Genomic DNA, 18,403 nt, shown 5'->3' on the forward strand with positions numbered 1-18,403 from the left:
ACATAGTCTACATTTATCCTGTTAAGTGACTCAAGACATAGTCGCCGTAAACGAGTCACGGCTAAGAGTGAATGAAGGTATCAATATAAATGCTCGGGAGAATAAATACCTTATGAGCCGTAAGCTTAATATTTCATTAGCTCAATTAAATTGGTTAGTGGGTGATATTGAAGGTAACTGCGATCGTATGTTGCAGGTTTTTGAGAAACAAAAAGATATTGCTGACATTGTGATGTTCTCTGAGCTATCACTCACGGGATACCCCCCAGAGGATCTGCTATTTCGCTCCGATTTTAACCAGCGCTGTTTAGTGCAATTAGAACGTTTACAAAATGCGAGTACTGAAACCGCCATTATTGTTGGTCATCCATGGCATGAAGCGGGTCAAATGTATAATGCACTCTCTTTTTTCTATCAAGGAAAGTTATTAACGCGTTATTTTAAGCAAGAATTACCAAATTATGGTGTCTTTGATGAACCGCGTTATTTTTCCGCGGGCAATAAATCCGCTGTTATCGATTTTAAAGGCTATCGCATAGGCTTACTCATTTGTGAAGATATTTGGTTCGATGCCCCTGTTGATGCCATTAAACAAGCTGGCGCCGAGTTATTATTAACGATTAACGCATCTCCCTATGATCGTCATAAAGAGCATATTCGTAGTGATTTGCTGGTCGCTCATTGCCAACGCACACAGCTGCCAATTGTCTATTTGAACCAAGTTGGCGGTCAGGATGAACTGATTTTTGACGGCGCGTCTAAGGTTTTGGCCAGTAATGGTGATATGACTCATCAACTCATGGAATTCGAAGAACAAGTGGTGAACTGCCAGTTCAACGAGCTCAGCATCGTGCCTATGGAAAAGTTACCTCCTGTATTGTCGCCTGTTGCTCAGGTTTATCAAGCACTCGTTATGGCAACTCGTGACTATATTAATAAAAATGGTTTTAATGGCGCGATACTTGGCTTATCGGGCGGGATCGATTCAGGTCTTACCGTTGCGATTGCAGTGGATGCAATTGGTCAGGAGCGTGTTCAAGCCGTCATGATGCCATTTCGTTACACGTCAGAAATGAGCATTCATGATGCGAAAGAGCAAGCTGAACTGCTGGGAGTTGAATTTGATATTGTGTCAATTGAGCCTATGTTTGATGCTTTTATGGCACAGCTTCAACCAATGTTTGAAGGAACGCAAGTCGATACCACAGAAGAAAACTTACAAGCGCGTTGTCGTGCAGTTATTTTGATGGCAATGTCAAATAAACGTCGCCGTTTAGTGCTGACAACCAGTAATAAGAGTGAATCTGCTGTTGGTTATTCGACTTTATATGGTGATATGGCGGGTGGTTTTGATGTGCTAAAAGATGTGCCAAAAACATTAGTTTTCGAGCTAGCACAATACCGTAATACCGTGTCTCCAGCGATCCCACAACGCGTGATCGATAGACCACCTTCAGCGGAATTAGCGCCGGGGCAACTCGACCAAGATAGCTTACCACCTTATGATATTTTAGATGCATTGCTGGAAGGCTATGTAGAAAAAGATTATTCTGTCGCACAACTGATTGAACAAGGTTTTGATGAGGCGATTGTGCGTCGCGTTGTGCGCCTTGTCGATATTAATGAATATAAACGCCGCCAAGCACCTGTTGGGCCTCGCATTACGGTGCGTAACTTCGGGAAAGATCGTCGTTATCCAATCACGTCGGGTTTTGGCCGTAAAAATTGGTCATAACAGGAACTATTTATGAAAAAAATTGATGCAATTATAAAACCTTTCAAACTGGATGATGTCCGAGAAGCCTTAGCTGAAGTTGGGATTACTGGTATGACGGTAACCGAAGTGAAAGGTTTTGGTCGTCAAAAAGGCCATACTGAATTATACCGTGGCGCAGAATATATGGTGGATTTCTTGCCAAAAGTTAAAATTGAGATCGTTGTGCCTGATGACATCGTTGAAAACTGTGTCGAAACGATCATGCAAACGGCTCAAACAGGCAAGATTGGTGACGGCAAAATTTTTGTCTATGATGTTGCCCGTGTTATCCGAATTAGAACAGGGGAGCAAGACGAGGAAGCGATTTAACCAGCAACCCTCATCTTATTTTGTGTCATCACCTTGTGCTCTTCTTTTGCGGGCCCTAGTGACATACTTGTGTATGTTCTTAGGGATCCGCACCATCAATATCCAGCGGAAGCATTATATTTTTCAGGCGTTGTAACGCTCTCGAAGCCCTATTATCGTTGTATCAATCCCTCATTGTGTAACTCCTGATTTCTGCCATTGAGCTGGTTTTGTGTGTGCTCGCACAGCTCTTTTTTATGGCTATTTAGCGATACATCACCCCTGTTTTATCGAAGCCAACGCTCAGGAAAATAATGGTAGAGGGGATTGAGTGTGGGGAAGGGAAGGTTAATCTGTCAAGCAGTAAAAGATATCGCTGGTTTGATAAAAGGCGGTAATGGCATAAACACAGGAATGGGATTAGAACAGTGTTTAATATGCGAAACCATTACCGCTAAATTTTAAATTAGTTTAAGGATAGGACTTTGTGAGGGCCAAAACACTCATAATGAATATTATCTTCAGATATCCCCATTTCAATCAATTGCTTACCAATGTATTGCATAAAACCAACGGGGCCACAAAAATAGAAGTGCATATTCGGCTCTACAAGCCACTCTTTTACTTGTGAAAGATCCATCAATCCACTGAATTGATAGTCGAAACCTTGCTTATCTTCTGAACGAGGCTGATTAAACCATACCGCAGAGTGACTGTTTTGATGATGAGTTAAATGCTTGTTAACTTCATGCTGGAACGCATGAACCGCACCATTTTCCGCTGCGTGTAGCCAATTGATTTGTGCCTCATGGCCTTCTTTTGTTAACTGATTGAGCATACTCAACATTGGTGTTAAGCCGACCCCCGCAGAAATTAGCGTGACTGGGGTTTTATTATCAATATCAATGAAGAAATCGCCACATGGTGGCGCTAAGTAAACAATATCACCTTCATTGAGATTTTGATGGATATGGTTAGAAACAATACCTTTATCTTCTCGTTTTACAGCAATACGATAGCTGCGACCATTTGGTGCGGTCGTGAGTGAATATTGGCGGATCTCTTGATTGGCCAAACTATCATCATTGATATAGAGGGTAATATATTGTCCCGGACGATAATCAGCGACAGGTTGACCATCGACAGGTAAAAATTCAAAACTCGTGATGACATCACTTTGTGCTTGTTTAGCGGCAACTCGGAATTCACGTAAGCCTTCCCAACCACCGACTTTATCGGCATTTTGACGATAAATCTCCGCTTCACGGTGGATAAAAATATCAGCGAGAACACCATAGGCTTTACCCCACGCATCAAGGACTTCTTGGCCTGGGCTGAGTAATTCATCAATGGCGGCCAGTAAGTTTTCGCCAACAATTGGGTAATGTTCAGGTTTGATGTTTAAACTTGCATGTTTTTGCGCGATTTTTTCTACCGCAGAAATTAACGCTTCTGGGGTTTCAATGTGTGTTGCATAAGCACAAACAGCATTAAATAACGCCTCGCGCTGTGAACCGTTACTTTGATGCGTCATGTTAAAAATATCTTTTAGCTCAGGATGTTGCTTGAACATTCTTTCATAGAAGTGAGCCGTTAATTTTGGTCCTGTCGCAGCAATGGCTGGAATGGTTGATTTAACAATGGCGATAGTTTGGCTGTCTAGCATACAGGTTCTCCTGAAATAATTTCATTAGAAGATGAATTTTTATAACATGCATTTTTAATACAACTTATAACTTTTAATACACAATGTAAATAGGTCTATTACAAAAAGAGTTGAAAAATAGAGGCTTTATAAAATCAGATAGAAAAAAACAGTATTTAATGTTTTTACAGTGTGAATATGACTGATTTTATCTCGATACAACCGAACTCTTTTTAGGGCAATTAAAATATATGCAAACGTTTGCGTATATTTTTTCTTTAGGGCTATCACCCTGAAGAAAAAGAGTTTACACTGTGTGCTATTGCGATAGTTTTGTTATCAACTTATTGAATGGCTGAGGCAGGAGAAGCGAATGTTAAAGCGTGAAATGAATATTGCAGATTATGATCCACAACTGTGGGAAGCAATGGAGAAAGAAGTTCAACGTCAAGAAGAACATATTGAATTAATTGCTTCAGAAAACTATACCAGTCCACGAGTTATGCAGGCTCAAGGATCTCAGCTAACAAATAAATATGCCGAAGGTTATCCGGGTAAGCGTTATTATGGTGGGTGTGAGTATGTTGACGTGGTTGAGCAGCTAGCAATCGACCGTGCAAAAGCGCTGTTTGGTGCGGACTATGCAAACGTACAGCCTCACTCAGGTTCACAGGCTAACGCAGCTGTTTATATGGCGTTACTGCAACCCGGTGATACCGTATTAGGTATGAACTTGGCGCACGGTGGTCACTTAACGCATGGCTCACCAGTTAACTTCTCCGGTAAGCTGTATAACATCGTTCCTTATGGTATCGATGAAAGCGGTAAAATCGACTATGAAGACATCAAAGCACAAGCTCAGAAACATAAGCCAAAAATGATCATCGGTGGTTTCTCTGCTTATTCAGGCATTGTTGATTGGGCTAAAATGCGTGAAATCGCAGATAGCATCAATGCTTACCTATTTGTTGATATGGCTCACGTAGCGGGTCTAATTGCAGCAGGTGTGTATCCTAACCCTGTTCCTCATGCACACATCGTAACGACAACAACACACAAAACCTTGGCGGGTCCACGTGGTGGCTTAATCTTAGCGAAGGGTGGTGATGAAGAGCTGTATAAAAAACTAAACTCCGCAGTATTCCCTGGTTCTCAAGGTGGTCCGCTAATGCATGTGATTGCGGGTAAAGCGGTAGCACTGAAAGAAGCGATGGAGCCTGAATTTAAAACGTATCAACAGCAAGTTGCTAAAAATGCGAAGGCAATGGTAGAAATTTTCCAGCAACGCGGCTATAAAGTAGTGTCTGGCGGTACTGAAAATCACCTATTCTTAGTTGATTTGGTTGATAAAGATATCACAGGTAAAGATGCAGACGCAGCATTGGGTCGTGCGAATATCACGGTGAACAAAAACAGTGTTCCTAACGATCCTAAGAGTCCATTTGTTACCTCTGGTATTCGTGTAGGTACACCAGCCATTACGCGCCGTGGTTTTAATGAAGCGGATGCGCGTGAGCTGGCGGGCTGGATGTGTGATGTTCTGGATAACCTCAATGATGAAGCGACCATTGAAAGTACCAAACAAAAAGTATTGAATATTTGCGCAAAATACCCAGTTTACGCATAAAATTAAATTAATTTAATTTTTTAAACCCGCTTCTACACGTTGGTAAAAGCGGGTTTTTTGCATTGAAAAAAGGAGGAATAATGGTAATCCCATCAACTCGCTGGCTGGCGATTGATTATTTTACCTATTTTTTCGCTTACAGTATTTTTCTACCATTCTGGCCTATATGGTTACAGGGGGAGGGAATTGATGCTGAAATGAGCGGGATACTGTTGGGGGTTGGACTCGCTGCACGTTTCCTTGGTGCAATGTTCATTACACCGATGGTAAAGGATCCATCAAGCCTCATTAATGCATTAAGAATATTGGCGGCATTATCGTTGTTATTCTCTGTCGCTTTTGCGTTTGGCTCCCATTGGGCATGGCTATTTTTTGTCATGGTTGGATTTAATTTATTTTTTGCACCATTGGTGCCACTCGGTGACTCATTAGCGGGAACATGGCAAAAACAATTTCCATTCGATTATGGACAAATTAGGCTTTGGGGCTCCATTGCTTTTATTATTGGCTCGATAGTTATGGGCTATTTTGCTGATATATTAGGTCATAAATCAATTATGGCGGCCTTAATTATTAGCTGTTTAGCGTTATTACTCACGACGATGTTAAAACCCGCCATCATGCCTAAAGGCGCCCCGATGGTTGCAGATGAAGATAAGGTGTCTTTTAAGCAACTTATTGCCGATAAAAATGTCGTTAAGTTTTTAATTTGCGTCACCTTACTGCAAGGTGCTCATGCAGCATACTATGGTTATGCTTCGTTATTTTGGAAAGAGGCTGGCTACTCAGATGTTGTGATAGGTCGATTATGGGCGCTTGGCGTTGTGGCTGAAGTGATTGTTTTTATGTTGAGCAAGAAGTTATTTCGCCGCTGGAGCTCGCGTAACTTACTTTTACTCTCTGCTGTGAGTGGAATTATCCGTTGGGGACTCATGGGGGCTTTCACTTCATTACCTATTCTCATTATCGTTCAAATATTGCACAGCGGTACTTTCACGGTATGTCATTTGGCGGCAATGCGTTTTATTAGTGCGCGCAAAGAGAATGAAATTATTCCATTACAAGGTGTTTATTCGGCATTAGCCACGGGGGGAGGGTTAGCGATTATCACTGTCATGGTGGGGGCTATTTATGAACGGGTTCCCGATCAGCATGGCATTGTCTTTTATTTAATGGCTCTTTTGGCAATTCCAGCTTTGTTTATACGACCAAAAATCGCTGCACACTCATAGAATCATACACTTAGGTATATTCGAGCCATATTGATAACAGAATATACTGTGATGAGAAAGTATCTGTGCATGAACTCACTGCTCAGGATGCTAGGGCCATTATACCGTCGACTAATCAACACGAGTGCGATTTGGGGATGATGAGAGGAAAGGCAAGAAAATAGTGAGTATGACTTTAGACTTTGTTATAAATGAAAGACGTTGAGCGATGCTCAACGTCTTTTTCATCATGATACGACAACGCGATCAACGTTTTAATGCTTCTGACAGCTCTTCACGCATAACAGACAAAATATCTTTCACGATGCGTGGGCTACCCGCAACAATGTTACCTGAAGCTAAATAGTTATGGTTACCTACGAAGTCAGTCATGATGCCGCCTGCTTCACGCATAATTAGCTCACCACCCAAGAAATCCCAAGGTTTCAAACCAATTTCATAGTAGGCATCAACACGGCCAGCGGCGACATAGCATAAGTCTAAGGCTGCTGAACCTGTACGGCGGAAGTCAGCACAGCTATCAAACATTTTGCTCATGATATTCATGAACACAACGGAATGTTGTTTTTGTTTGAAAGGGAAACCAGTAGCAACGATTGCCCCATCTAATTCGCGAGCATCAGCACCACGCAGACGATAACCGTTTAATTGTGCACCTTGGCCACGAACAGCGCTAAATAACTCATTACGCATTGGATCGTAAACCACTGCAACTTCAGTACGGCCTTTAACACGAACAGCGATAGATACAGAAAAATGTGGGAAGCGTTTGGTGAAGTTTGTCGTACCATCCAGTGGATCAATTACCCATTGAATATCATCTTCTTTACCGAGTAATTCACCACTCTCTTCAGTAATGATGGTGTGCTCTGGGTATGATTTACGGATGATCTCGATAATGAAATGTTCAGCTTCACGATCGACATTGGTAACGAAGTCATTGGAACCTTTTTGTGAAATCTGGACATTGTCAGGCGTTTCATAGCTTTTAGCTATATGATTACCAGCCTTACGTGCTGCACGTATGGCGATATTAAGCATCGGATGCATGGGCTTTTTCCACTGGAATGTTAAAGAACGAAAAACATTGAGTGGGCGGATTATATAGATGTTCGTCACAATAAGCAATTTTGTGTTAAACTCTTGCGATTATTTTTTGAAAAACGACTAAATCATGTTAGACAATATCCGCATTATTCTTGTTGAGACCTCACACACAGGCAATATGGGCTCTACAGCCCGCGCTATGAAAACGATGGGGTTATCCAATCTTTATCTTGTTAATCCTCAAGTACAACCTGATTCACATGCCATTGCGCTCTCTGCGGGGGCCAGTGATGTCATTGGCCAGGCAACAATTGTCAATTCGTTAGATGAAGCATTAGAAGGGTGTCAGTTAGTGATTGGCACTAGTGCACGCTCACGGACACTCTCTTGGCCGATGGTTGCGCCACGTGAATGTGGAGAAAAATCAGTTGAGCAAGCGAAAACGGCGCCTGTTGCCATTATTTTTGGTCGTGAGCGTATCGGGTTGACCAATGAAGAATTGCAGAAATGTCAGTACCATCTCTATATTCCAACCAACCCCGAATACGGTTCTCTCAATCTGGCGATGGCAGTGCAGTTAGTCAGTTATGAAATTAGAATGGCATATTTAGCCTTAGATGAAAAAAATGCGGTTAACTCAGATTTGTCTGAGGTAGAATATCCCCCTGCACAAGATATAGAACGTTTTTATGTGCATCTTGAAAGCGTATTGAATGAGTCTGGGTTCATTCGTAAGGCACATCCGGGATTAATTATGAATAAATTAAGACGGTTATTTACCCGTGCTCATATTGAAACCCAAGAGCTACATATTTTACGTGGTATCCTGACGTCGATGGAAAAATGGGCTAAAAAATGAGTGGTTACTCCGTGCAGAATACTTGAGTAAATTAGTCAGGTAAATAGTTGACTAAATTAGTCGGGAATGTCACAATTGGCCTATATTTTACCACGGAGTATATGTTATGAGACTCACTTCCAAAGGACGTTATGCAGTAACGGCGATGCTAGATGTCGCATTACACTCTCAGACAGGGCCTGTGCCCCTAGCTGATATTTCTGAGCGTCAGGGAATTTCCCTCTCTTATCTTGAACAGCTTTTCGCTCGCTTACGTAAAAACGAGCTCGTGTCGAGTGTTCGTGGTCCAGGTGGTGGTTACCTACTTGGCCGAGATGCCGATCAAATTTTTGTTGCTCAAGTCATTGCTGCGGTTGATGAATCTGTTGATGCGACGCGTTGCCAAGGTAACAAAGAAGGTTGCCAAAATGGTGATCGTTGCCTGACTCATGCGCTATGGCGCGATTTAAGTGACAGAATTACGAGCTTCCTTAGTAGCATTAGCCTTGATGAGCTGGTTAAGAATCAGGAAGTGATGGATGTTGCCGATAGACAAGATAATGAAAAACGTCGTGCAACATTAGGTGGACTTTCACCTGAAACAATTATTAATGTCCGTGCTTAATTATACAATATTTTAATAAATTGCAGTTAGATACATAACGTGGTGGCGTTTCAACCATTAAGCACCGCAAGTATCATTGGAAAATGAAGACAACGTTGTCTTTTGGAGTAAGTGAGCAATGAAATTACCGATTTATCTTGATTATTCAGCAACAACACCGGTAGATCCCCGTGTTGCTGAAAAAATGATGCAATGTCTAACAATGGACGGCATTTTTGGTAACCCCGCTTCGCGTTCCCACCGTTTCGGTTGGCAAGCAGAAGAGGCCGTTGATATTGCACGTAATCAAATCGCTGAATTGGTGAATGCCGATCCACGCGAAATTGTCTTTACTTCTGGCGCAACAGAATCTGATAATTTGGCGATCAAAGGTGCTGCTAATTTCTATCAAAAGAAAGGCAAGCACATTGTTACTTGTAAAACGGAGCATAAAGCCGTTTTAGATACTTGCCGCCAATTAGAACGCGAAGGCTTTGAGGTGACATACCTCGCTCCGCAAAAAAATGGTTTGATTGATCTGAAAGAGCTAGAAGCTGCTTTACGTGACGACACCATTCTTGTTTCTATTATGCATGTGAATAATGAAATCGGTGTTGTACAAGATATCGCGGCTATTGGTGAAATGTGCCGTAGTCGCAACATTATTTTCCATGTCGATGCAACTCAAAGTGTCGGAAAACTACCTATCGACTTATCAGCTCTGAAAGTTGATTTGATGTCATTCTCTGCACATAAACTGTACGGCCCTATGGGGATCGGTGCTCTTTATGTACGTCGTAAACCACGTGTTCGCCTTGAAGCTCAACAGCATGGTGGTGGTCATGAGCGCGGTATGCGTTCAGGTACATTGCCTGTTCACCAAATCGTCGGTATGGGTGAAGCTTATCGCATCGCGAAAGAAGAAATGGCCGAGGAATCTGCACGGTTACGTGAATTACGTTTACGCTTGTGGAATGGGATTAAAGATATTGAAGAAGTGCACCTTAATGGTGACTTAGAGAACGGCGCGCCACATATTCTGAATGTCAGCTTCAACTATGTTGAAGGTGAATCGCTGATGATGTCTCTCAAAGATTTGGCTGTATCTTCAGGTTCTGCATGTACCTCTGCAAGCCTTGAACCTTCTTATGTTTTACGTGCACTGGGAATGAATGATGAACTTGCACATAGTTCAATTCGTTTTTCTTTAGGGCGCTTTACAACAGAAGAAGAAATTGACTATGCAATCAAACAGATTCATGGCGCAATTGGCCACTTACGTGAACTGTCTCCTTTATGGGAAATGTTCAAAGACGGCGTAGATCTTAACAGCATCGAATGGTCTCACCATTAATCAGACAGTTTCAGGAGCTTAAAAATGGCATATAGCGAAAAAGTAATCGATCATTATGAAAATCCACGTAATGTGGGTTCATTTGATAATAGCGATCCAAGTGTGGGTAGCGGTATGGTTGGTGCGCCTGCTTGTGGTGACGTGATGAAACTGCAAATTAAAGTCAATGATGATGGCATCATTGAAGATGCACGTTTCAAAACCTACGGTTGTGGTTCAGCCATCGCTTCAAGCTCACTCGTGACTGAGTGGATGAAGGGCAAAAGCCTAGACGAAGCAGAAGCGATTAAAAATACCGCTATCGCGGAAGAGTTAGAATTGCCACCAGTGAAAATTCACTGCTCAATTCTAGCGGAAGATGCAATTAAAGCAGCCATTGCGGATTATAAAAGCAAACGCCAAGGCAAATAATGCTTAAATTCCGGCCTCTAGGTTGTAGAAACATAGATAAATAAAATCTGTGCGACAGAACCATTGGTCGGTATAATAATGATGATTTTGAAGGCGGATGCTGCGATTAAGTGGGTATCTGCCTTGTTTGTTTCTATAGTGAGGTTCGCAATGTCTATTTCTCTAACAGAAAGTGCTGCGCAACGTATTCAAGCTTTTCTTGCAAGCCGTGGTAAAGGCGAAGGTTTACGCCTTGGTGTGAGAACATCCGGTTGTTCAGGAATGGCTTATATTCTCGAATTTGCAGATATTATCAATGAAGAAGACACTGTGTTCGAAGATAAGGGTGTCAAAGTGATCGTTGATGGCAAAAGTATCGTCTATTTAGATGGCACTGAGCTGGATTTTGTCAAAGAAGGTTTAAACGAAGGCTTTAAATTTAATAACCCTAATGTCAGCAGTGAATGCGGCTGTGGGGAAAGCTTTCACGTATAACGTCTTTCTATAGACAATATTCTTAACCAATGCGCTTTTCGTGAGCTACACGATAGGTAGGTGCTGTTAAACGACATTGGTATTCTAGTTCGAGAAACTAAGCACTTATGGATTATTTTACTCTTTTTGGGTTAACACCCAGCTATGCGATAGACAATGAACAACTAGCTCAATGTTTTCAATCGCTACAGCGTCAATATCATCCAGATCGCTTTGCAACCTGTACTGAACAGGAAAAAATGCAAGCGCTTCAGCAGGCTGCAACCATAAATGCGGCTTACCAAGCCCTTCGTCATCCACTAAAACGTGCAGAATATCTGTTGTTATTACAAGGTATTGATATTAATAACGAACAACATACTATGCATGATACTGCATTTTTAATGGAACAACTTGAGCTACGCGAAGAACTAGACAATATCGAGCGCCACAGTGAGGCGAACGATTTACTCACTGAGTTTATGGCTAAAGTAAAACAGATGCAAAAAACGCGCTCTCTTGTGATGGTTGAACAACTTGATCGTGAGCAGTGGGAACAGGCGGCTGACACAGTACGAAAATTACGTTTTCTCGATAAACTGCAACAACAGGCAGAACAGCTCGAAGAACGTTTACTGGATGATTTTTAAGAGAAACGATTATGGCTTTACTGCAAATCAGCGAACCGGGTATGACGGCTGCACCTCACCAACGTAAGTTAGCAGCGGGTATTGATCTCGGCACAACTCACTCTTTGATAGCGACTGTGCGTAGCGGTGAGGCGGCGGCTTTGCCTGATCACGAAGGACGCTATTTATTACCTTCTGTTGTTAATTATCAGGCTGATAATAAACAGGTCGGCTGGGCAGCGAAACAATTAGCTGAACGCGACCCTGTAAATACCATCATCTCCGTCAAACGGATGGTGGGGCGTTCATTGGCCGATATTCAACAGCGTTATCCTGAGCTACCTTATAATTTTACGGCAAGTGAAAATGGTTTACCGTTTATTCAAACCGCTGCGGGGCAAGTTGATCCGATTCAAGTCTCTGCTGACATTTTAAAAACGCTAGCGAAGAGGGCAGAAGCAACGTTGGGGGGGGAAATGGACGGTGTGGTGATCACTGTTCCTGCTTACTTTGATGATGCCCAGCGCCAAGGTACAAAGGATGCAGCCCGTCTTGCGGGATTGCATGTCCTGCGTTTGTTAAATGAGCCTACGGCTGCCGCTATTGCTTATGGTCTTGATTCAGGACAAGAAGGGGTTATTGCCGTTTATGATTTAGGCGGAGGAACATTTGACGTTTCTATCTTACGCCTGAGTCGTGGTGTTTTTGAAGTGTTAGCGACAGGTGGCGACACAGCCTTGGGTGGTGATGATTTTGACCATGTGTTAGCACAGTGGATTGCAGAGCAAGCAGGCTTAGTCACTCAAGGTAACCACCATTTAACCCGTCAGTTATTAAATGTCGCTACAGACGCTAAAATTGCCCTCAGTGAGGCAAATACAGCATCAATTAACTTGCCACAATGGCAAGGTGAAATTCAACGTGATGTCTTTGAGCAACTGATCCAAAACCACGTAAAACGTACACTGATGGCGTGTCGTCGTGCCTTGAAAGATGCACAAGTAGAGCCAGAAGATGTACTTAATGTGGTGATGGTTGGTGGTTCGACGCGTGTGCCTCTCGTCAGAAATAAAGTGGGCGAGTTCTTTGGCAAACAGCCCCTTACCTCGATTGATCCAGATAAAGTGGTTGCAATAGGAGCGGCTATTCAAGCGGATATTTTGGTCGGAAACAAACCGGATAGCGACATGCTATTATTGGATGTGATCCCTCTATCTCTAGGCCTTGAAACAATGGGCGGACTGGTAGAAAAAATTATTCCCCGTAATACCACGATACCTGTAGCACGAGCTCAAGAATTTACCACGTTTAAAGACGGGCAAACGGCGATGTCGGTTCATGTCGTTCAAGGTGAGCGTGAGATGGTTGCTGATTGTCGTTCATTAGCCCGCTTTACATTACGTGATATTCCTCCGATGCCAGCGGGGGGCGCACATATTCGTGTCACCTTCCAAGTTGACGCGGATGGTTTATTAAGCGTGAGTGCCATGGAAAAATCGACAGGCGTTGCAGCTTCGATTCAAGTCAAACCATCATATGGTCTCACGGATACTGAAATTTCAAGCATGATTAAAGATTCAATGACTAACGCGCAAGATGATCTTAGTGCGCGCCGCTTAGCGGAGCAAAAAGTTGAAGCTGCAAGAGTCCTTGAAAGTTTGACAAGTGCATTAGCACAAGATGCCAATCTATTGACTCCAGAAGAAGAGTCAGCGATTGATAATGCAGTCAATGTTTTAATTGAAGCGGTAGAAGGTACAGACCCTACCGCTATTGAGAATGCCATTAAACAACTGGATAAGCAATCACAGGAGTTTGCTGCGCGTCGAATGGATGCTTCTATTCGTCAAGCGTTATCAGGCCAATCTGTGGATGAGATATAATTATGCCTAAAATAGTTTTTTTACCTCATACAGAGTTATGTCCGGAAGGTGCGGTTGTTGATGCACAACAGGGCGAGTCGATTTTAAATGTTGCATTGCGTTCAGGTATTGAACTTGAGCATGCATGCGAGAAATCATGTGCTTGTACTACATGTCATTGTATTGTTCGTGAAGGATTTGATTCCCTAGAAGAAAGCAGTGAATTAGAAGATGACATGCTTGACAAAGCGTGGGGATTAGAGCCAGAAAGTCGCTTAAGCTGTCAAGCACTCGTTGCTGACGAAGATTTGGTTGTTGAGATCCCAAAATATACAATTAATCACGCTCGTGAACATTGATACTGATACAATCAACTGTGTGGGGAAACGAAGATGAGCCTTAAATGGTCTAATAGCCGAGAAATCGGCGAAGCATTGTATGATGCGTATCCGGATTTGGATCCAAAAACAGTACGTTTCACAGATATGCACCAATGGATTTGTGAATTAGAAGATTTTGATGATGACCCACAAAAATCTAATGAAAAAATCTTAGAAGCCATTTTGTTAGTTTGGCTAGATGAGTTTGAATAATGGCCAAATTGAATCGATGAACCGGGCGAACAGTCCGGTTTTTATTTATGAGCACTATCTTGATACCTATTTAGCCTCTAATAAGTTAAGTTACTTTTATCAGCTATAGAAATAGATAAAAGCTGCCTGTAAAAAAACAGATAAAGTGGGAGAAACAATGACAAAACAGATTATGCCAGTAATGATTTCATTTGAAGCCGCAGCTCCTTGTTGGGGTGAAGGTGCACTGATCAGTTCTGGTGATAAAGGAATCACTATTCATTTAAAACATCCAGGCAAGCTTTGTGCAGTACAAAGCGCAGGACGTAAATTGGATAGCCAAGGTATTCGTAATGTTTCTTTGACAGGTGAAGGTTGGGATCTGGAAAAAAGTTGGGCATTTTGGCAAGGTTTCCGTGCGCCAAAAGGGGCGAGAACAATTGAATGGCCAATTTTGCCAGAAGCTGAACGCCAAGAGTTAGAAAGTCGTATCCGTACGATTGATTGGGTACGTGATGTGATTAACGCGCCAGCTGAAGAGCTAGGTCCTGAGCAATTAGCGCAACGTGCTATTGATTTACTATGCCACATCGGAGCTGAAGAAATCAGCTATCGCATTATTAAAGGCGAAGACCTACTTGAGCAAGGTTATGCAGGTATCCATACTGTCGGTCGTGGCTCAAACCGCTCTCCGGCCTTATTGGCACTGGATTACAACCCAACTGGTAATGCGAATGCACCTGTTTTTGCTTGTCTTGTTGGTAAAGGCATTACCTTTGATTCAGGTGGTTACAGTATTAAACCTTCTGCATCAATGAATTCAATGAAGGCAGATATGGGCGGTGCTGCAACATTGGTTGGTTCATTGGCACTGGCGATTAATCGTGGTTTGAAAAAACGCGTCAAGTTATTCCTCTGTTTGGCGGATAACATGGTCAGTAGTAACGCGTTTAAATTAGGTGATATCATTCGTTACCGTAATGGTAAGTCAGTGGAAGTGATGAATACAGATGCCGAAGGCCGTCTGGTTTTAGCTGATGGTTTGATTGATGCATGTAAAGAAAAACCCTCTTTAATTATTGATGCTGCCACGTTAACCGGCGCAGCAAAAACAGCGGTGGGTAACGACTATCATTCCGTACTCAGCTTTGACGATAAATTAGTGGCTGACTTAATGGATTCTTCCGATGCAGAACATGAGTTGTTCTGGCGTCTGCCATTAGCCGAATTCCACCGTCAGCAGCTGCCATCAAGCTTTGCTGATTTGAATAATATCGCAGCACCATCTAATACGGCGGGGGCGAGTACCGCAGCGGCATTTTTATCTCATTTTGTTGAAAACTACCGCCAAAATTGGCTACATATCGATTGTTCAGCCACTTATCGCAAATCTCCGGTTAGTCTGTGGGCTGAAGGTGCCACGGGAATTGGAGTGAGAACAATTGCGAACTTGCTGATGAAAAAAGCAGGCTAAAAGGTTATTCGTTTTCTTAACAGGCACGAAAGGGGCGACTTTTCGTGCCTGTTTTTTTATTATAGTTACAATTATTTTTACATAGGGCATGAGCATGTCGCAGCAATATGAATCGAATAAACCTTTAAGCGCCGATAATGATATTGAATTTACTGAGTTAATTATCCCTGAAGGGGCCTCATTAAAACTCAGTGTGCTTGAAACAGAACCAGAAGCATTGACAGAAGCTTTAATCGAATGCTTTAAGCAACACAAAGTAGTCCGTCGTGCCTTTTTAGTTTCTGCCCAAGCTGATGATGATACTGACGAAGCCATACTTATGGTGGCATTGGAGTTTGTACCCGGAACTGAAAATATCGATGAGATTATTCATCAAGCGGGGACTCTAGCTTGTGAGTATTTAAATGATAATGAGTCTATTGATTTTTGTTTAGTTAACGAAGCTGAAAAAGGGATTAGCCATTTTATCACTGAACATGTTCAACCTTTCTACCAGCGTAAGTTAGGTAGTTGGCTACGCGATACTATCCCGATTAAAAATACCAAGTAAGTTTCCGCAGTGGGCTAGATAATGGCTCACTGTGCTTTTGGCCCGCCGTTGTTCTTTCTTATCTAATCACTATTTCCTCTAGCCCAAATAGCAGGGCGATATTTTGAGCACGTGTTCGAATTCTTCTGTTTTTCAGAGTAACTTTCACGGCGAAGTAGCTGAGTCGCTAATGACCCTTTCAGCGCTTAAGTGATACGGTTATCGTGCAATGACAAGCAGTAGGGGCACACTGTTTCTGCTAATTAGAAATAGTTAAATGACATCAATATGGCTAGATCACGAGATGATACTTTGAGCTATGCTAACGGCGTAAATACTTTATGATGAGTTTGTTTGTGATGAGTCACGTTATCGCTTGAAATAGGACGAGTGTAGGGTCATTTCAAATGTGATGCCCTTTCTAAGGTAATAATCCATTGCACCTAAAAATAAATATCTACGATGATTTTTATAGGTTTATTTTAGATAAGGCTCAATAATGAAAAAAGTACAACGACACTCAGCTCATGATGCGGCATTTAAAGGTTTTATGGCGCAAATAGAGAATGCTAAAGATTTTTTCCATTTTCATTTACCTGCTCACATCCATGCGCTCTGTGATTTTGAAACACTCGCGTTAACCAATTCTTCTTTCATCGATAAACAGCTGCGTTCACGGTTATCTGACGTATTATATTCGGTCCAAACCGCAGAGGGTGATGGGTATATTTATTTACTTGTTGAGCATCAATCGTCACCTGATAAATTGATGGCTTGGCGATTAATGCATTATGCATTTTTAGCTATGAATCAACATTTACAACAAGGTCATAAACACTTACCGCTCGTGGTGCCTGTTTTATTCTACCACGGAGATTGCTCGCCTTATCCATATTCACAACGATGGACAGATTGTTTTCCATTAGCGGATGTGGCGAAGGATTTATATACCCGCTCTTTTCCCTTGGTTGATGTCACAGTCATTGATGATAATGAACTTGTTAATTACCGTAAGGTTGCCATCATGGAATTAGCCATGAAACATAAACATTTACGGGATGAAAGTGAACACGTGATCTCCTTATTGGCTCAGGCGCTCAATAATCACTATAATACTGATAGCGATGTTATTACTATTCTCAATTATTTATTTTTTACGATGGATGCAGCAAATGTTGAGAAAATAGTCCAACAATTGAGTGAAAAAACTGAAAAGCATCAAGAGGTTATTATGAGTATTGCACAACGTTTGCAAGAGAAAGGTGCCAAAGTGGGCTGGGCAAAAGGGCACCAGAAAGGATTGGAAGAGGGCCTTGAAAAAGGCCTTGAAAAAGGTATTGAAAAAGGCATTGAAAAAGGCATTAAAAAAGGCATTAAAAAAGGAAAGCATGAGGCAAACCTAGCGACAGCAAGAACGCTTTTAAAAAACGGGATTAGTCTTGAGTTAATTATGGAAAGTACTGGGCTAAGCCGAGAAGAACTTATTTCTCTTCAATAATATGATAAGTTCCCCGTTTTGTTGATGCGAAAGGCGCTCTTTTCTTGAATTATTGCTCTTAAACGTTGAGAAAATAATCCAACAATTGAATGAAAAAACTGAAAAGCATCAAGAGGTTATTATGAGTATTGCACAACGTTTGCAAGAGAAAGGTGCCAAAGTGGGCTGGGCAAAAGGGCACCAGAAAGGATTGGAAGAGGGCCTTGAAAAAGGCCTTGAAAAAGGCATTAAAAAAGGAAAGCATGAGGCAAACCTAGCGACAGCAAGAACGCTTTTAAAAAACGGTATTAGTCTTGAGTTAATTATGGAAAGCACCGGACTAAGCCGAGAAGAACTTATTTCTCTTCAATAATATGATAAGTTCCCCGTTTTGTTGATGCGAAAGGCGCTCTTTTCTTGAATTATTGTCTTCGCATATTATAAGTCGTCGCAATATTTTCTATTGATATATTTGCTCATTATTTTTATACCCGCTATTGCCTATTTCACCCGCCGTATTGCCCCAAATAGTAAGATTTTTTTCCGTTTTGTCTTATAGGTGCTCACCGCACAATCTGTTAAAT

At 42.0% G+C, this 18,403-nt stretch carries 19 protein-coding genes; 17 read left to right on the forward strand and 2 right to left on the reverse strand.

What is annotated here, in order from left to right; all coding sequences use genetic code 11:
- The first annotated feature begins 112 nt into the window (after positions 1–112).
- Complete coding sequence (locus O7C57_RS07960; protein ID WP_154625169.1) at positions 113–1,735, forward strand: NAD+ synthase; 1,623 nt, start codon at positions 113–115, stop codon at positions 1,733–1,735.
- A gap of 12 nt (positions 1,736–1,747) precedes the next feature.
- Positions 1,748–2,086, forward strand: a complete 339-nt coding sequence (gene glnB / locus O7C57_RS07965; protein ID WP_004912721.1) for a nitrogen regulatory protein P-II — start codon at positions 1,748–1,750, stop codon at positions 2,084–2,086.
- A gap of 445 nt (positions 2,087–2,531) precedes the next feature.
- Here glnB and hmpA read toward each other — a convergent pair whose 3' ends face one another.
- On the reverse strand, positions 2,532–3,731 hold the full coding sequence (gene hmpA, locus O7C57_RS07970; RefSeq protein ID WP_154625168.1) for an NO-inducible flavohemoprotein: 1,200 nt from the start codon (positions 3,729–3,731) through the stop codon (positions 2,532–2,534).
- Between the two features lie 352 nt (positions 3,732–4,083).
- Between hmpA and glyA the strand changes: the two genes are divergently transcribed.
- Both glyA and O7C57_RS07980 read left to right on the forward strand, forming a co-directional pair.
- Positions 4,084–5,337, forward strand: a complete 1,254-nt coding sequence (gene glyA, locus O7C57_RS07975) for a serine hydroxymethyltransferase (RefSeq protein ID WP_154625167.1) — start codon at positions 4,084–4,086, stop codon at positions 5,335–5,337.
- Between the two features lie 80 nt (positions 5,338–5,417).
- Positions 5,418–6,569: a 3-phenylpropionate MFS transporter gene (locus O7C57_RS07980; protein ID WP_247046765.1), complete on the forward strand. Its 1,152-nt coding sequence runs from the start codon at positions 5,418–5,420 to the stop codon at positions 6,567–6,569.
- 246 nt (positions 6,570–6,815) lie between these two features.
- Here the strand turns inward: O7C57_RS07980 and suhB are convergent, their stop codons facing one another.
- A complete protein-coding gene (suhB, locus tag O7C57_RS07985) occupies positions 6,816–7,619 on the reverse strand; it encodes an inositol-1-monophosphatase (RefSeq protein ID WP_154625165.1) in 804 nt (267 codons plus the stop codon).
- A gap of 124 nt (positions 7,620–7,743) precedes the next feature.
- Between suhB and trmJ the strand changes: the two genes are divergently transcribed.
- The 13 genes from trmJ (at position 7,744) to O7C57_RS08050 (ending at position 18,192) form a co-directional block, all read left to right on the forward strand.
- Complete coding sequence (gene trmJ, locus O7C57_RS07990) at positions 7,744–8,475, forward strand: tRNA (cytosine(32)/uridine(32)-2'-O)-methyltransferase TrmJ (protein WP_196713267.1); 732 nt, start codon at positions 7,744–7,746, stop codon at positions 8,473–8,475.
- Between the two features lie 106 nt (positions 8,476–8,581).
- Positions 8,582–9,079: a Fe-S cluster assembly transcriptional regulator IscR gene (gene iscR, locus O7C57_RS07995; RefSeq protein ID WP_154625163.1), complete on the forward strand. Its 498-nt coding sequence runs from the start codon at positions 8,582–8,584 to the stop codon at positions 9,077–9,079.
- A 118-nt stretch (positions 9,080–9,197) separates the two neighbouring features.
- Positions 9,198–10,412, forward strand: coding sequence for an IscS subfamily cysteine desulfurase (locus O7C57_RS08000; RefSeq protein ID WP_154625162.1), 1,215 nt, complete (start codon positions 9,198–9,200; stop codon positions 10,410–10,412).
- Positions 10,413–10,436: 24 nt separating this feature from the next.
- Positions 10,437–10,823 carry a Fe-S cluster assembly scaffold IscU gene (gene iscU, locus O7C57_RS08005; RefSeq protein WP_154625161.1) on the forward strand — a complete coding sequence of 129 codons (387 nt, stop codon included), beginning with the start codon at positions 10,437–10,439 and terminating at the stop codon, positions 10,821–10,823.
- Between the two features lie 150 nt (positions 10,824–10,973).
- Entirely contained in the window at positions 10,974–11,297 is a 324-nt protein-coding gene (gene iscA, locus O7C57_RS08010) for an iron-sulfur cluster assembly protein IscA (RefSeq protein WP_004921385.1), read from the forward strand.
- A 107-nt stretch (positions 11,298–11,404) separates the two neighbouring features.
- Positions 11,405–11,926 carry a co-chaperone HscB gene (gene hscB / locus O7C57_RS08015; RefSeq protein ID WP_154625160.1) on the forward strand — a complete coding sequence of 174 codons (522 nt, stop codon included), beginning with the start codon at positions 11,405–11,407 and terminating at the stop codon, positions 11,924–11,926.
- Between the two features lie 11 nt (positions 11,927–11,937).
- Complete coding sequence (gene hscA, locus O7C57_RS08020) at positions 11,938–13,788, forward strand: Fe-S protein assembly chaperone HscA (protein ID WP_154625159.1); 1,851 nt, start codon at positions 11,938–11,940, stop codon at positions 13,786–13,788.
- A gap of 2 nt (positions 13,789–13,790) precedes the next feature.
- Complete coding sequence (gene fdx / locus O7C57_RS08025) at positions 13,791–14,126, forward strand: ISC system 2Fe-2S type ferredoxin (protein ID WP_154625158.1); 336 nt, start codon at positions 13,791–13,793, stop codon at positions 14,124–14,126.
- A 33-nt stretch (positions 14,127–14,159) separates the two neighbouring features.
- On the forward strand, positions 14,160–14,360 hold the full coding sequence (iscX, locus tag O7C57_RS08030) for a Fe-S cluster assembly protein IscX (RefSeq protein ID WP_154625157.1): 201 nt from the start codon (positions 14,160–14,162) through the stop codon (positions 14,358–14,360).
- A 157-nt stretch (positions 14,361–14,517) separates the two neighbouring features.
- Entirely contained in the window at positions 14,518–15,813 is a 1,296-nt protein-coding gene (gene pepB, locus O7C57_RS08035) for an aminopeptidase PepB (RefSeq protein WP_154625156.1), read from the forward strand.
- A 94-nt stretch (positions 15,814–15,907) separates the two neighbouring features.
- Complete coding sequence (locus O7C57_RS08040; protein ID WP_154625155.1) at positions 15,908–16,363, forward strand: enhanced serine sensitivity protein SseB C-terminal domain-containing protein; 456 nt, start codon at positions 15,908–15,910, stop codon at positions 16,361–16,363.
- A gap of 478 nt (positions 16,364–16,841) precedes the next feature.
- Positions 16,842–17,840 carry an Rpn family recombination-promoting nuclease/putative transposase gene (locus O7C57_RS08045; protein ID WP_269723885.1) on the forward strand — a complete coding sequence of 333 codons (999 nt, stop codon included), beginning with the start codon at positions 16,842–16,844 and terminating at the stop codon, positions 17,838–17,840.
- A 121-nt stretch (positions 17,841–17,961) separates the two neighbouring features.
- A complete protein-coding gene (locus O7C57_RS08050; protein ID WP_269723886.1) occupies positions 17,962–18,192 on the forward strand; it encodes a hypothetical protein in 231 nt (76 codons plus the stop codon).
- Positions 18,193–18,403 lie beyond the last annotated feature (211 nt).

Source organism: Providencia sp. 21OH12SH02B-Prov, assembly GCF_027362595.1.
GTDB classification, from domain to species: Bacteria; Pseudomonadota; Gammaproteobacteria; order Enterobacterales; family Enterobacteriaceae; genus Providencia; species Providencia zhejiangensis.